The sequence below is a fragment of the Pseudomonas sp. Je.1.5.c genome, assembly GCF_051129895.1.
Taxonomy (GTDB): Bacteria; Pseudomonadota; Gammaproteobacteria; order Pseudomonadales; family Pseudomonadaceae; genus Aquipseudomonas; species Aquipseudomonas urmiensis.
This window is the reverse complement of sequence record NZ_JBCPSP010000009.1, coordinates 44,250-57,219: the sequence shown is the minus strand read 5'-3', so window position 1 is coordinate 57,219 and position 12,970 is coordinate 44,250. Positions and strand designations below refer to the sequence as shown.

Annotated in this window: 10 protein-coding genes and 2 riboswitches; of the genes, 5 read left to right on the top strand and 5 right to left on the bottom strand. The window is 64.0% G+C overall.

Going from position 1 to position 12,970, the window contains the following annotated elements; genetic code table 11:
• Positions 1–25: 25 nt before the first annotated feature.
• From AAZU54_RS09870 to AAZU54_RS09860, 3 genes are read right to left on the bottom strand one after another with little or no spacing between them, the layout of a single operon-like run.
• Complete coding sequence (locus tag AAZU54_RS09870; RefSeq protein ID WP_186554603.1) at positions 26–418, bottom strand: cobalamin biosynthesis protein; 393 nt, start codon at positions 416–418, stop codon at positions 26–28.
• A gap of 17 nt (positions 419–435) precedes the next feature.
• On the bottom strand, positions 436–1,125 hold the full coding sequence (locus AAZU54_RS09865; RefSeq protein WP_186554321.1) for a CbtA family protein: 690 nt from the start codon (positions 1,123–1,125) through the stop codon (positions 436–438).
• 10 nt (positions 1,126–1,135) lie between these two features.
• A complete protein-coding gene (locus tag AAZU54_RS09860; RefSeq protein WP_186554322.1) occupies positions 1,136–1,321 on the bottom strand; it encodes a CbtB domain-containing protein in 186 nt (61 codons plus the stop codon).
• Positions 1,322–1,420: 99 nt separating this feature from the next.
• A riboswitch (cobalamin riboswitch) is annotated at positions 1,421–1,645 on the bottom strand.
• A 176-nt stretch (positions 1,646–1,821) separates the two neighbouring features.
• Positions 1,822–2,021: riboswitch (cobalamin riboswitch) on the top strand.
• A 100-nt stretch (positions 2,022–2,121) separates the two neighbouring features.
• Between AAZU54_RS09860 and cobW the strand changes: the two genes are divergently transcribed.
• Genes cobW through AAZU54_RS09840 form a run of 4 tightly spaced genes read left to right on the top strand, consistent with a single transcriptional unit; the run spans position 2,122 to position 8,637 of the window.
• Positions 2,122–3,189 carry a cobalamin biosynthesis protein CobW gene (gene cobW / locus AAZU54_RS09855; RefSeq protein WP_186554323.1) on the top strand — a complete coding sequence of 356 codons (1,068 nt, stop codon included), beginning with the start codon at positions 2,122–2,124 and terminating at the stop codon, positions 3,187–3,189.
• Between the two features lie 3 nt (positions 3,190–3,192).
• Positions 3,193–6,963 carry a cobaltochelatase subunit CobN gene (cobN, locus tag AAZU54_RS09850; protein ID WP_434727089.1) on the top strand — a complete coding sequence of 1,257 codons (3,771 nt, stop codon included), beginning with the start codon at positions 3,193–3,195 and terminating at the stop codon, positions 6,961–6,963.
• Complete coding sequence (locus AAZU54_RS09845) at positions 6,956–7,969, top strand: ATP-binding protein (RefSeq protein WP_186554325.1); 1,014 nt, start codon at positions 6,956–6,958, stop codon at positions 7,967–7,969. Before cobN ends, AAZU54_RS09845 begins: the two co-directional genes overlap by 8 nt.
• Positions 7,970–8,022: 53 nt before the next feature.
• Positions 8,023–8,637 carry a vWA domain-containing protein gene (locus tag AAZU54_RS09840; RefSeq protein WP_434727088.1) on the top strand — a complete coding sequence of 205 codons (615 nt, stop codon included), beginning with the start codon at positions 8,023–8,025 and terminating at the stop codon, positions 8,635–8,637.
• A 102-nt stretch (positions 8,638–8,739) separates the two neighbouring features.
• Here the strand turns inward: AAZU54_RS09840 and AAZU54_RS09835 are convergent, their stop codons facing one another.
• Positions 8,740–9,006 carry a hypothetical protein gene (locus AAZU54_RS09835; RefSeq protein ID WP_003247923.1) on the bottom strand — a complete coding sequence of 89 codons (267 nt, stop codon included), beginning with the start codon at positions 9,004–9,006 and terminating at the stop codon, positions 8,740–8,742.
• Between the two features lie 330 nt (positions 9,007–9,336).
• On the opposite strand from AAZU54_RS09835, the gene AAZU54_RS09830 reads away from it, so the two are divergent.
• Positions 9,337–10,662 (top strand): sigma-54 dependent transcriptional regulator, encoded by a 1,326-nt coding sequence (locus tag AAZU54_RS09830; protein ID WP_186554326.1) that lies wholly within the window; start codon positions 9,337–9,339, stop codon positions 10,660–10,662.
• Positions 10,663–10,713: 51 nt separating this feature from the next.
• On the opposite strand, the gene AAZU54_RS09825 is transcribed toward AAZU54_RS09830, so the two are convergent.
• Positions 10,714–12,915: an LTA synthase family protein gene (locus tag AAZU54_RS09825; protein WP_434727087.1), complete on the bottom strand. Its 2,202-nt coding sequence runs from the start codon at positions 12,913–12,915 to the stop codon at positions 10,714–10,716.
• Positions 12,916–12,970: the final 55 nt, after the last annotated feature.

Genomic DNA, 12,970 nt, shown 5'->3' with positions numbered 1-12,970 from the left:
ATCCTTGCAGATGAAATAGGCGCGATTATCGGCCACTGGCGAAGGCGAGGGTAGCGCCGCCGAGAATCTGCCGGGCAAGTACCAGTCGCGCAGCGCCATGGGCCTGGGCAGCCAGGGCCAGGGCGCTACTTTCGGCAACGCCCCAGCAGCCGCTGTGGGTGAAGGCTGCAGCGGAACGATGGGACAGTTGCGCTTCGAAGCGTTGCAGCTGCACGGGGGTGAACACCCGCAAAGGCAGCGCGAGTTGCCTGGCCAAGTCAGCCAGGCCAGCCTCGTCGGCTTTCAGCTCGATGCTGGCGATGCCCTGCACTGCACTCAGCGGCAGTTGCAGCTGTGCCAGGCCTAGGCGCAGCAGGGTTTCAAGGTTCTGCCGCGAGCAGCCCTGGCGACAGCCAAAGCCGGCATACAGCACCGGCAGGGCAGTGGCGCTAGGCATCAGGCCTGGCGGGAGCGGCGGAACAACCAGGCGCTGAGCAGGCCCAGGGCCACCCAGAACGCTGCGTTGGTCAGCCAGGAGGCGATCTTGAACTGGGTTTCCAGCGCCTCAGGGGCGAGGCTTTGATGAACCTCTGGCTGCGGCGCGCCGATCACGTGTGGCACCACCAACAGCAGCACACCCACCAGTTTGAGCAGCCAGTGCTGGGCGAACACGATCAGCGCCAGGCCCGTGGCAGTGGCGGCGGCAGTGCCAATCCACCAGGCCTGGCGCTGGCCAAGATCGGCCGCAGCGGTGCCCGGCAACTCAGGTGGCAGGCCCAGGGTCGGCGCCAGGCAGAACACCGCGAAACCGGCCAGGCCCCACAATGCGCCGGTGCTCACCCGATTGGGTTCGCGCAGGCTATACAGCGCGGCCAGAATCAGCGCGAATCCGACCGCGACCACCAGGTTGCCGCCCGTGGTCGACAGCACGCGCTGCCAGCCATCCTCAGGCGCCCAGGCTTCGGCGCTATGTTCATGAGGTGCGTGCGCTTCGCCGGCATGCTCATGCTGCTCGGCAGGTGCTGCGGTTTCGAAGGTTTCCGCTTGAAGAATCAGCGGGCTGACCCACACGCTTTGCAGCAGGGTCAGCAACAGGGCTGCAAGCAGGCCGCTGAAGCCGGCGGTACGGGCAATGCGCTTGATCATGCGAGGCTACTCAGTGGCAAGGAAAGGCGGCGCTGTGGCGGGTGTCGTGGGCAGCGTTGTGCACCGCTTCGATGTGCGAGAAACCGGCAAAGTAGATCAGGCACAGGCCGAGCAGGCTGGCGCCGGCGGCAATGATCACGCGCTGGCTGAGGCTGATGGGGGTGGCGATACTGTGCTTGGCGCTGGTGATGGGCATGACGCTTTCCTCTGCTTGTTATAGGCAACGGGCAAGCGCGGCAGCCCCGGACGTGATTCGTCCAGGGACATGCGACAGCGCCCGCCCACCGCGGGGTGTTCATTGCTACGTAGGCAGGCCGGTCTCCGGGCTTGCGAGGTGGAGCAGGGCTCCAGCAGAGGCGTCACCTTCCCATGCCAGACAACTCGGCACAGTGGTCAAGACGCTTCCTCGCTTACCGTTGCGGGGGCAGCACCGGCCTTGTCGTGGGCATGGATGAAGAGCCTACGACGCACCGGTTTCCCGTTTCACCCCCGTGGGGGCACCTGAACGCAAGCCGTTAGCAAACCACACCTGAGCTTCAGGCTACAAGCTGTAAGCGATGCGATGGCTGGCAAAGTCGGCTGTTTTTTGGTGTATTGAAGGACGACTGGATGTCGTTTGTTCTGGCCTCATCGCGGGGCAAGCCCGCTCCCACGGGATCCAGGTGCGTATCTACTTGCAGCTTATAGCCGTGATGCGTAGCCTTGCCGCTTCGAGGTTCTGCGCCTGTAGGCGCAGCTAAGACGGGAACGCGGTACAAGCCGCGGCTGCCCCCGCAACTGTAAGCACTGAACAGGATCGACACAGCCACTGCGCCCCGGCGCGGGAAGGCGTCATCCAACCGGCCTGGCGCCGGAGCGGTGCGAGCCAGGAGACCTGCCTCGTAGCGATTTCGACTTTTAATCCGGGCGGGGTGATCCGGTGGCGAACGAGCCTGGCCAATCGGCCTGAGGCTTTCGTCCTGCATGCCCGCGCCATCCTGCCAAGGGCATCGAGACATGAAAACACTGGCCAAGCTTCCCGTCACCATCGTCACCGGCTTCCTCGGCTCGGGCAAGACTACCTTGCTGCGGCACATGCTCGACAACGCCCAAGGCCGGCGCATTGCCGTTATCGTCAACGAATTCGGCGAGCTGGGCATCGACGGCGAGATTCTCAAGCAATGCAGCATTGGCTGCACCGAAGAAGAAGCCAGCGGCCGCGTCTACGAGCTGGCCAACGGCTGCCTGTGCTGCACTGTACAGGAGGAGTTCTTCCCGGTGATGCGCGAGCTGGTGGCGCGCCGTGGCGACCTTGACCACATTCTCATCGAAACCAGCGGTCTGGCCCTGCCCAAGCCATTGGTGCAAGCCTTCCAGTGGCCAGAAATCCGCAACGCCTGCACGGTCGACGCGGTGATCACGGTGGTCGACAGCCCGGCCGTCGCGGCTGGCACCTTCGCCGCCTACCCAGACCAGGTGGATGCCCAGCGCAAGCTCGACCCCAACCTGGACCACGAATCACCACTGCATGAACTGTTCGCCGACCAGTTGGCCAGCGCCGACCTGGTAGTGCTGAACAAGGCCGACCTGATCGACGCCGAAGGCTTGGCCAAGGTTCGCGCCGAGGTCGCCGAGGAGTTGCCAGCGGCCGTCAAAGTGATCGAGGCGAGCAGTGGTCGTCTGCCACTTGAGGTGCTGTTGGGCGTGGGGGCAGAGTCTGAAGCGCACATCGATGGGCGTCGTACTCACCACGATTCGCACCACGACGACGGCGATCATGACGATCACGACCACGATGCCTTCGATTCCATCTCCATCGACTTGCCCGAGGCTGACGAAAGCCTGCTGCTCGACGCCCTGACCCAACTGGTGGTCGAGTTCGGCATCCTGCGCGCCAAGGGCTTCGCGGCGATCCCCGGCAAGCCGATGCGCCTGCTGATCCAAGGTGTCGGCACCCGTTTCGACAAACACTTCGACCGCGCCTGGCGTGCCGATGAACTGCGCATCACCCGCCTGGTGCTGATTGGCCAGGATTTGCACGCCGCTGAGCTCGAAGCGCGCCTGCGCCAGGCCCTGGGCGCCTGACCCATGCACTTGCTGCGGACCCAGCCCGGCGGCTTCGTGCCGGACGACAGCATCGCCGACCTCGGCCAGACCCCGGCCGAGCTGGTGATTCTCTGCAGCGGTGATTCGCACCTGGCGCTGCTGGCGGACACCGTCGAGCAGTTGCCCGGCGACTACCCCAGCGTGCGCCTGGCCAACCCTATGCAGGTACAGAACCATGCCTCGGTCGATCTGTATGTCGACCAGGTGCTGCGCCACGCCAAGGTGATTCTGCTATCGCTGCACGGTGGGGTGGGTTATTGGCGCTACGGGGTCGAACAGTTGGTCGAGCTGGCCAGTCGCGGCGTGCAACTGATCCTGGTGCCCGGCGATGATCGTCCCGACCCGCAGTTGACCGACCTGAGCACAGTGCCGGCAGCACACGCCGAACGGCTTTGGCACTATTTGCGCCAGGGCGGTAAGGCCAATGCGCTGAACCTGTTCAATTGCCTGGCCAACCTGTGGCTTGGGCGTAATTACTCCTGGGACGAGCCGCAGCCGCTGCCGCGCACCGCGGTCTACCACCCGCACAAGGCCAGTGCCCAGCCAAGCGACTGGTTCGCCGATTGGGACCCGCTCCAGCCGGTGGCGCCGCTGCTGTTTTATCGCTCACATTTGCAGGCGGCCAATACCGCCTTCATTGACGTATTTTGCCAGCGCTTGCAGGCCGCGGGCCTGAATCCGCTACCGATCGCGGTCGCCAGCCTTAAAGAGCGCGGCTGCCTCGATCAGGTCGAGGCCTGGATGGATGAGGTCGAGGCCGAAGTGGTGATCAATACCACCGGTTTCGCCTTGTCCAGCCCCGAGCAGCCCAACCTGCGGCCGTTACGCCGGGATGTGCCGGTGTTGCAAGCCATCTGCGCCCAGGACAACCAGCAGGGCTGGGAAACCAGCGAGCAGGGCCTGGGCGCGCGCGATTTGGCCATGCACATTGCCTTGCCGGAACTCGATGGGCGGATCATCACCCGCCCGGTCAGCTTCAAGGACTTGGCCTGGCGCAGCGAGCGCAGCCAAGCGGATGTGGTCTGCTACCGCGCCCATCCGGAGCGGATGGACTTCGTTGCCGAACTGGCCAGGCGCTGGGTTGAACTGGCGCGCTTGCCCAATGGGCAGAAACGCGTTGCCCTGGTGCTGGCCAACTACCCAACCCGCGACGGGCGCATTGGCAATGGCGTAGGCCTGGATACGCCGGGGGCTGCGCTGAACATCTTGCAGGCGCTGCGGGCCGAGGGCTATCCGCTAGGGGAATTGCCTGAAACGGGCACCGCGCTGATTCATCAGCTGTTGGGCGGTGTCACCAACGACCTGGATCACCTCGACCAACGCCCTTGCGCACAGAGCTTGAGCCTGGCCGATTACCAGCAGGCGTTCGCCCGCTTGCCCGAGGCCAATCAGCAGGCGGTGCTCGAACGTTGGGGGCCACCGGAACAAGACCCCATGTTCCGCAGCGGACGGCTGATGGTAGCGGGTTTGCGTTTCGGCCTGACCTTCGTCGGGATCCAGCCTGCGCGTGGTTATCAGGTCGATCCGAGCGCGGTGTATCACGACCCCGACCTGGTCCCGCCGCACGGCTACCTGGCGTTCCATTTCTGGTTGCGCCATGTCTATGCAGCCGACGCGGTGATCCATGTCGGCAAGCATGGCAACCTCGAATGGCTGCCTGGCAAGGGCGTCGGCTTGTCCGCGCAGTGCTGGCCGGATGCGCTGCTGGGGCCGCTGCCGAACATCTATCCATTCATCGTCAATGACCCGGGTGAGGGCGCCCAGGCCAAGCGCCGGACCCAGGCAGTGATCATCGACCACCTGATGCCGCCGCTGACCCGCGCCGAAACCTATGGCCCGTTGCGTCATTTGGAGCAATTGGCCGACGAATACTACGAAGCCCAGTTGCTCGACCCACGCCGGGCGCGTGAGCTGCAGCGGGACATCCTCGAGTTGCTCAAAGCCAACCACATCGACCGTGAGTTGCAGCTAGAAGGCCAGCTGGATGACGCCGCCGTCTGGTTGCCACGCCTTGACACCTACCTGTGCGACTTGAAGGAGTCGCAGATTCGCGATGGCCTGCATGTGTTCGGCCAGTCGCCCGAGGGGCGTTTGCGCATTGATACCCTGTTGGCGTTGCTGCGGGTCGCCCGAGGCGATGGCAAGGGCGGCAATGCCAGCCTGATCCGCGCCTTGGCCCAAGCCCTGGCGTTGGGCTTCGATCCGCTGGACTGCGATCTTGGCCTGGCCTGGCAAGGGCCACGGCCGCCGCTGTTGCAGGCGCTCGGTGAAAACCCATGGCGTACCCAGGGTGATACCCGTGAGCGGCTCGAACATCTGGCCCTGGCGCTGATCGAGCAGGCGCTGGCGGGGCAACTGACGCTTGACGCTGATGCGCAATGGCAAGGGGTCAACGAGGTACTGCGCGAGCTGGTCGACTCGGTAGCGCCGAACCTCGACGCCTGTGGCGCGGCGGAGCTTGACGGCCTGCTCGCGGCGCTTGCAGGCCGCTTCGTGCCAGCAGGCCCCAGCGGCGCGCCCAGCCGCGGGCGCCTGGACGTGCTGCCCACCGGGCGCAACTTCTACACGGTGGATGTGCGCAACCTGCCCACCACTACGGCCTGGCGGCTGGGCTTCGCCTCGGCCAACCTGATTCTGGAGCGGCACCTGCAGGAGCACGGCGATCACCTGCGCCAGCTGGGGCTGTCGGTCTGGGGCACGGCCACCATGCGTACCGGCGGTGATGATATTGCCCAGGCCATGGCCTTGATGGGTGTGCGTCCGGTCTGGGCCACCGGCAGTCAGCGGGTCGATGATTTCGAAATCCTGCCCTTGAGCCTGCTGGACCGGCCACGGGTGGACGTAACCTTGCGGGTCTCCGGGTTCTTCCGTGATGCGTTCGGCAACCTGATCCGCCTGTTCGATGCCGCGGTGCAGGCGGTGGCAGCGCTCGATGAGCCCGCCGACCTCAACCCCCTGGCGGCGCGCGTGCGAGCGGAGCGAGAAGCCTTGCAGACACAAGGCCTTGACGCCGAACAGGCGGCGCGACAGGCCGGTTGGCGGGTGTTCGGGGCCAAGCCTGGTGCTTATGGTGCCGGGGTGCAGAATGCCATCGACGGGCGCTTGTGGCAGGGCCGCGAAGACCTGGCCGAGGTTTATCTCAACCATGGTGGCTATGCCTATGGTGGCGCTGACGAGGGCACCCCGGCCCGCGCCCAGTTCGCCACACGCCTGGGCCAGGTCCAGGCCGTGTTGCAGAACCAGGACAACCACGAGCACGACCTGCTTGACTCCAATGACTACTACCAGTTCCAGGGCGGCATGCTGGCAGCGGCCGAGACCTTGGCCGGCTCGACAGTGGCCAGCTATCACGGCGATCACAGCCAGGTCGATCGGCCGCGCATCCGCACCCTCAAGGAAGAGCTGAACCGGGTGATCCGTGCCCGCGCGCTGAACCCAAAGTGGATCGACGGCGCCAAGCGCCATGGCTACAAGGGCGCCTTCGAATTGGCCGCCACGGTGGACAACCTGTTCGCCTTCGACGCCACCACACACCTGATCGACGACCATCATTATCAGTCGCTGGCCGAGGCCTATGTGCTCGATCCAGCGACCCGTGACTTCATGCGTGAGCACAACCCAGAAGCCCTGCGCGACCTCACCGAGCGTCTGCTCGAAGCCCAGCAACGGGGCCTCTGGCAAGAGCCGGGCGCGTACCGCGAAGCGCTCGAAGAGCACCTGCTCGAGGGCGAGGAAGATTCGTTAAATGACTGAACCCGTGCAATTTCCCCTGGCCGCCGTAGTCGGCGCCGAGCCACTCAAACTGGCCCTGTGCCTGACCGCGATCGACCCCAAGATTGGCGGCGTGCTGATCGAAGGCCCGCGTGGCATGGCCAAAAGTACCTTGGCCCGTGGCCTGGCCGACTTGCTGGGCAATGCCGAGCACAGCCCGCCGTTCGTCACCTTGCCGCTGGGGGCGACTGAAGAGCGCTTGGTCGGCACCTTGGATCTGGATGCCGCACTGGGGCAGGGCAAAGCCCAGTTTTCCCCAGGGGTGCTGGCCCATGCCAATGGCGGCGTGTTGTACGTCGATGAGGTCAATCTGCTGCCTGATCCTCTGGTGGACCTGCTGCTGGATGTTGCCGCCAGCGGCACCAACCGTATCGAGCGCGACGGCATCTCCCATCGGCACGACGCCCGTTTCGTGCTGATCGGCACGATGAACCCGGAGGAGGGTGAACTGCGTCCGCAATTGCTCGACCGCTTCGGCTTGAATGTTTCCCTCGATGGCCTGCCCGAGCCTGCGGCGCGTCAACAGATCATTCGTCGGCGCCTGGCGTTCGACAGCGATCCGCAGGCCTTCTGCACCCAGTGGGCAAGCGCTCAGGCGCAGCTGCGCGAGCGTTGCCAGAACGCTCGCCAGCGGCTTGAGCAGATTGCCTTGGACGACCAAGCCTTGGCCTGGATTACCGAGCGTTGTTTTGCTGCGGGAGTGGATGGCCTGCGCGCTGACCTGGTCTGGTTGCGCGCGGCGCGTGCCCATGCTGCCTGGCGCGGCAGTGAGGCTATCGAAGAGCAGGATGTCGACGCTGTTGCAGAATTCGCCCTGCGCCATCGTCGGCGAGAAGCGCCGGCGGCCAATCCGCCGAGTGCAGCGCCTGCTGCTGGCGGTGCCGATAGCAAATCTGAGGGCGGGCAGGGTGACTGGGGGGCGCTACCGCCACAACCGGTGGCAGCTGGCCCGCGGCGCGAGGTGCCGAACTGGGCAAAAAAGCCCTGAGCATCCGCCAGCCCAACGCTGCGGCGGCGGATGCCAGACCCCGCGTCGGCAAATTGACAGGCGCCCCGCGTGGACGGGGTCGCAGTGCCGCATCTGGGCGGGTCGCCTGGTTACCGACCCTGCTCAAAGGCAAGCCCCGCCTGCGTCAGGACTTGGCCTGGCAGCAGCGTCAGGCCCAGCAGCCAGAGCTGTGGTTGGTGATTGTCGATGCGTCGGCTTCGACCCGGCGCCATCAGGCGTTGGCTCAGACCAAGGGGTTGTTGGCGCAGTTGTTCGATCAAGCTTACCGCCAGCGCGCCCGGCTAGCCTTGCTCACCGCCAGTGGCCGTGGCCCGCAATGGCAACGGCATGGCCTGAAGGCCTCGGCGGCGCTGCAGTCATGGCTACACGCACTGGGCGCCGGGGGTGGTACGCCATTGATCACGGGGCTGGAGCAGGCACGGGACTGGTTGCAGCTACGGCGTAAACGCCATCCTCACGAGTTGCAGCGCTGCCTGGTGTTTACCGATGGGCGTCTGCAGCACTGGCAGCCAGTACTGCCAATGCCCTGTGCGACCTGCCTGGTCGACATGGAATTGGCGCCAGTGCGGCTGGGGCGTGCGCACGTGTTGGCCACGCAGCTGCAGGCCGACTATCAACATATCGACCAGTTAAAACGACTGAATTGATATAACTCGCTGTTGTGCGACCCAATGTCGCACGCGCAGAAGTTAGTCGATGGAAGTTGCTGTAAGTGCATGGTTTAACACGCACTTACAGGCGAAGTAGGCTTACTTGGGCATCGACCAGGGTTGCAGGTCATAACCTTTTTCACACAGCTCGGCGCGTACTTCTTCGATCAAGCTGGCCCATTGGGCAGGGTCGGAGTAAATACGTGAGGAGACTTGCTTGGCGCCGATACGCGTGCTGGTCCGGTCGATCACTGCCAGGCTCAGCTCACCAGTACCGTTAGGTGCATCCCAGGCTACGCACTGGAACGGTTCGAAGGCGTGGTCGGCGATCAGCAGTGCTTCGTTGACACGGAGCGGGGCATTCATGGTTCGGTCTCTCTTTGGTCCCAAACAGCGAAAGTAAGTCCGCGAGGCTGAAAAGTTAAGTTACGCAGCGCGGGGTTAATGGTACTGATGCTCCGGGGCCGGGTTGAAGTCACATGGCAGTTGAAATTTTTTATCCGCGCTTGGTTTTAGCGGCGGGCTATCCGGCGTGTGACGCCGACAACTAAATAAAATTCCCGTACGGCTAGAACATGCCGTTAACTGGCAGACAAACGGTAGGGGGTTCTGACGCTTTCGTTGCTACTGTTAATTCGGGCGCTGCAACTTACTGTTTCTACGAAAAAAACCAATCATTGGCGCCAAGGAACGGTCATGCTCGAACCCGCACCGCAACGCCGCTTGTTGATCGTCGACCCTTGCGACGACTGCCTCCGTCTATTGCCTGGCTTGCGTAGCGCCGGCTGGGATGTTCACGGCTGCACCCTGGGCTCGGCACTGGAGCACCCCTGTGATGTCGGTTTGCTGCGCTTGCAGGCCTCGCATCTGCGCCATCCCGAGGCGGTCAAGGACATGATCAAGCGCAGTAATACCGAATGGATCGCAGTGCTCAGCGCCGAGGAGCTGCGCATGCAGAACGTGGGCGACTTCGTCTGCGAGTGGTTTTTTGACTTCCATACCCTGCCATTTGACGTCTCCCGGGTGCAGGTGACCCTGGGGCGCGCTTTCGGCATGGCGCGCCTGCGCGGTAAAGGCGCAATCAAGGTAGACGAGCCTGAGCACGAATTGCTCGGCGAGAGCCGGCCAATTCGTGAGCTGCGCAAGTTGCTCGGCAAGTTGGCGCCCACCGAATCACCTGTGCTGATTCGTGGAGAAAGCGGCACCGGCAAGGAGCTGGTGGCGCGTACGCTGCATCGCCAGTCACATCGGCGCGAAAAGCCGTTTATCGCGATCAACTGCGGGGCCATCCCTGAACACCTGATCCAGTCCGAACTGTTCGGGCATGAGAAGGGCGCGTTTACCGGCGCTCACCAGCGCAAGCTAGGCCGGATCGAGGCAGCCCATGACGGCACGCTGTTCCTTGACGAGGTGGGCGATCTGCCGTTGGAGTTGCAGGCAAATCTGCTGCGCTTTCTACAGGAAAAGCACATTGAACGGGTCGGTGGTAGCCAGCCGATTCCGGTCGATGTGCGGGTGTTGGCGGCGACCCACGTGGACCTTGAGAAGGCCATCGAGCATGGGCGTTTTCGCGAAGACCTGTACTACCGGCTCAACGTGTTGCAGGTGGTGACCGCCCCCCTGCGTGATCGGCATGGTGACCTGTCGATGCTGGCCAACCATTTCTCGCACTTCTATAGCCTGGAGACCGGACGCAGGCCGCGCACTTTCAGTGACAATGCCTTGGCCGCCATGGGCCGGCACGACTGGCCGGGTAATGTGCGTGAGCTGGCCAATCGGGTGCGGCGTGGCTTGGTCCTGGCAGAGGGGCGGCAGATCGAAGCGCAGGACCTGGGTTTGCAAGTGGTCGAGCAGGAAGATCAGCCGCTGGGCACACTGGAGGATTACAAGCACCGTGCCGAGCGCCAGGCACTGTGCGATGTGCTTAACCGGCACAGTGATAACCTGAGTATCGCGGCGAAGGTGTTGGGCGTTTCGCGGCCGACGTTCTATCGCCTGCTGCACAAACACCAGATTCGCTAGGTATGTCAGTGCCTGGCGCCTGGCCGGCACTGACTCAACAGAGCTGATCGGTCAACTGGACTGCGCGATATGCCCATCTGAGCGCTCTTCGGCTGGCTCTTCATCCCCAGGCAACGCGGTAATCACGCTGAAGTCACTCACCTCGACCTCACCGCCACCATAGCCCAGCAGATGGAAGGAGAACGCCTTGCGCATGTTGGGGTTGTCGAAGCTGAACTCCATGTCCAGCGGCTGATCGGCAGTGACCAGGATTTCATCCGGCAAGCCCAGCGGCACATCCTGTTCCAGTTCCTTGGCCTTGAGCTGGATGTGCGCAGTGCGCTGCGGGTCAAGTGAACGCACCTTCACCCGCACGCGGGTATGCGAGCCTTCAGGCATTTCCAGGTACTGCGCGCCAATCAGGTTGTCCGCCCAGTCATCGTGAATGCGTGCCTGCAATTGGATCGGCGAGGGCCCGCCGAACTGGTAACGCAGGTTAAGCGGTGTGCGCAACAGCGACTGATCGAGGACGCCGGCCAGGGCGCTGATCTGCTCGCCGACGGCAGCTTGCCCAGGGCCGAGGTACTTGGCCTGGTCGGCAATGAAGCCCTCGCTGGCGTAGTGGCGACAGCGCTGCTGGAAATCGCATTCGGTAAATACTCCCTGGCCGTTGTGGTAGCGCAGCATGCCATTGGTGTAGGCGATCATTTCCCGGCCGCTGTCATAGTTTCGGTACAGCGAGCGCCCGCCCAGCGCATCGGGGATTGGCAGGGCGAAGTAGTCGAGCAAGGAGGCGGCCAGGTCGATATGGCCATAGGTGCCACGTTTGACTCGTGGGAGTTCGGCCTGCTCCGGGGCCAGGGTGAGGTTGAAGCCCCAGGACGAGGCCAGGCGCACGCCATCGATGCCGTGGGACTCATCGGAGGTGACCACTACCAGGGTGTCCTTGAGCACGCCCTGGCGCTCCAGGCTATCGAGGAACGCACCAATGGCGTCATCCAGATAGGCGACCGCCGCTTGTTTGGGGGTGTCGTAGCGTTGCAAGTACTGCTCGGGTGCCGAGTAGGGCTGGTGGGTGCCAACGGTCAGCAGGGTCAACATCCAGGGTTGATCCTGCTTGCCGAGTTGACCGATGTAGTCCAGTGCACCTTCGAAGAAGGCGCGGTCATCCTTGCCCCAGGGGAACTCCAGGTAGTTGGCGTTGCTGAACCACTCCAGGCCATGCACCGAGTCAAAGCCGATGTGCGGCATGATGCGGTCCTTGGCCATGAAGCGCAGCCCGGCGCCTTGCAGGTAGTGGGTGGTGAACCCCGCCTGACGTAGCTGCGCGGGCAGGCAGGCCTGGTTGCGCTGGTTCTGGGTGAGCAGTTCGACACCCTTGGGGGTGCCGTTGGCCAATTTGTCGTAGTCGCCGCAGAGCATGGCATACAGGCCGCGGATGGTCTGATGGGTGTGCAGCACGTAGTCGGGGGTGTTCATGCCGCGCTCGGCCCACCGGCTGAGCTTGGGCATCAACGCTTCGTCGAAGCGGCTATCGAGGGCCTCACGGTTGGCTTGCACATAGGCGCCGGGAATGCCTTCGAGGGTAATTACCAGCAGGTTGCGCGCCTGTCCGGGGGTGGCCAACAGTTTCTGGCCGCTGAGGTCAGACTGGGTCAGGCCAACACTGGGTAAAGGGGTAACTGCCTGAGTCTGGCCCAGCCAGCCCTGAGCCTGGCGCTGCAGGTTGCCCACCCCGGCCGACAACAGTTGGTGCGAGAGGTTGTACTGACGCCACTGGTCGGCGTCGGAAGGGGCCAGGTGCTGGCTCGCCCAATGCAGGCCGAACAGCATGAGCGGTACCGCCAGCGCCATGCGCGGTAGCGCGGCTAGCGGCTGTGCCCGGCTGCGCCAGGCGCTGATCAGCCACGCCAGCAGGCCTGCGCCGAGCACGGCTGGCAGCCAGGGGTGGGCCAAGCCGCCGCCGGTGGAGTTTTCCATGAACTGCGGGTCGAACAGATAACCCAGGTCGGCACTGTTCGGCAGTCGGCCCACCGCGCTCACCAGCTCGGCCGAGGCCACCCACAGCGCAGCCCATGCCAGCAGCACCGGCAAGGCCAGCCACCATGGACGACGCAACAGCAGCAGCACCAGCAGGCTGCCCAGGGCGAGGTCCGACAAGTAGCCGAGCGGGTTGGACCAGCCCAGCAGGGCACGCGCACCCAGTGGAAGCACTAGCACCAGGGTCGCCAGGGCGACAAGCCGGGTCCGCGGGTGGCCGAACAGGTTTTTCACGCAAACTTTCCTTATTGCCATTAAAACGTCACACATCCGTGCTCGATGATAACAG

Coding starts and splice junctions, on each gene's coding strand:
- AAZU54_RS09835 (WP_003247923.1), bottom strand. CDS start 9,006: ATGAATGCCCCGCTCCGTGTCAACGAAGCACTGCTGATCGCCGACCAC.
- AAZU54_RS09830 (WP_186554326.1), top strand. CDS start 9,337: ATGCTCGAACCCGCACCGCAACGCCGCTTGTTGATCGTCGACCCTTGC.
- AAZU54_RS09845 (WP_186554325.1), top strand. CDS start 6,956: ATGACTGAACCCGTGCAATTTCCCCTGGCCGCCGTAGTCGGCGCCGAG.
- AAZU54_RS09860 (WP_186554322.1), bottom strand. CDS start 1,321: ATGCCCATCACCAGCGCCAAGCACAGTATCGCCACCCCCATCAGCCTC.
- cobN (WP_434727089.1), top strand. CDS start 3,193: ATGCACTTGCTGCGGACCCAGCCCGGCGGCTTCGTGCCGGACGACAGC.
- cobW (WP_186554323.1), top strand. CDS start 2,122: ATGAAAACACTGGCCAAGCTTCCCGTCACCATCGTCACCGGCTTCCTC.
- AAZU54_RS09865 (WP_186554321.1), bottom strand. CDS start 1,125: ATGATCAAGCGCATTGCCCGTACCGCCGGCTTCAGCGGCCTGCTTGCA.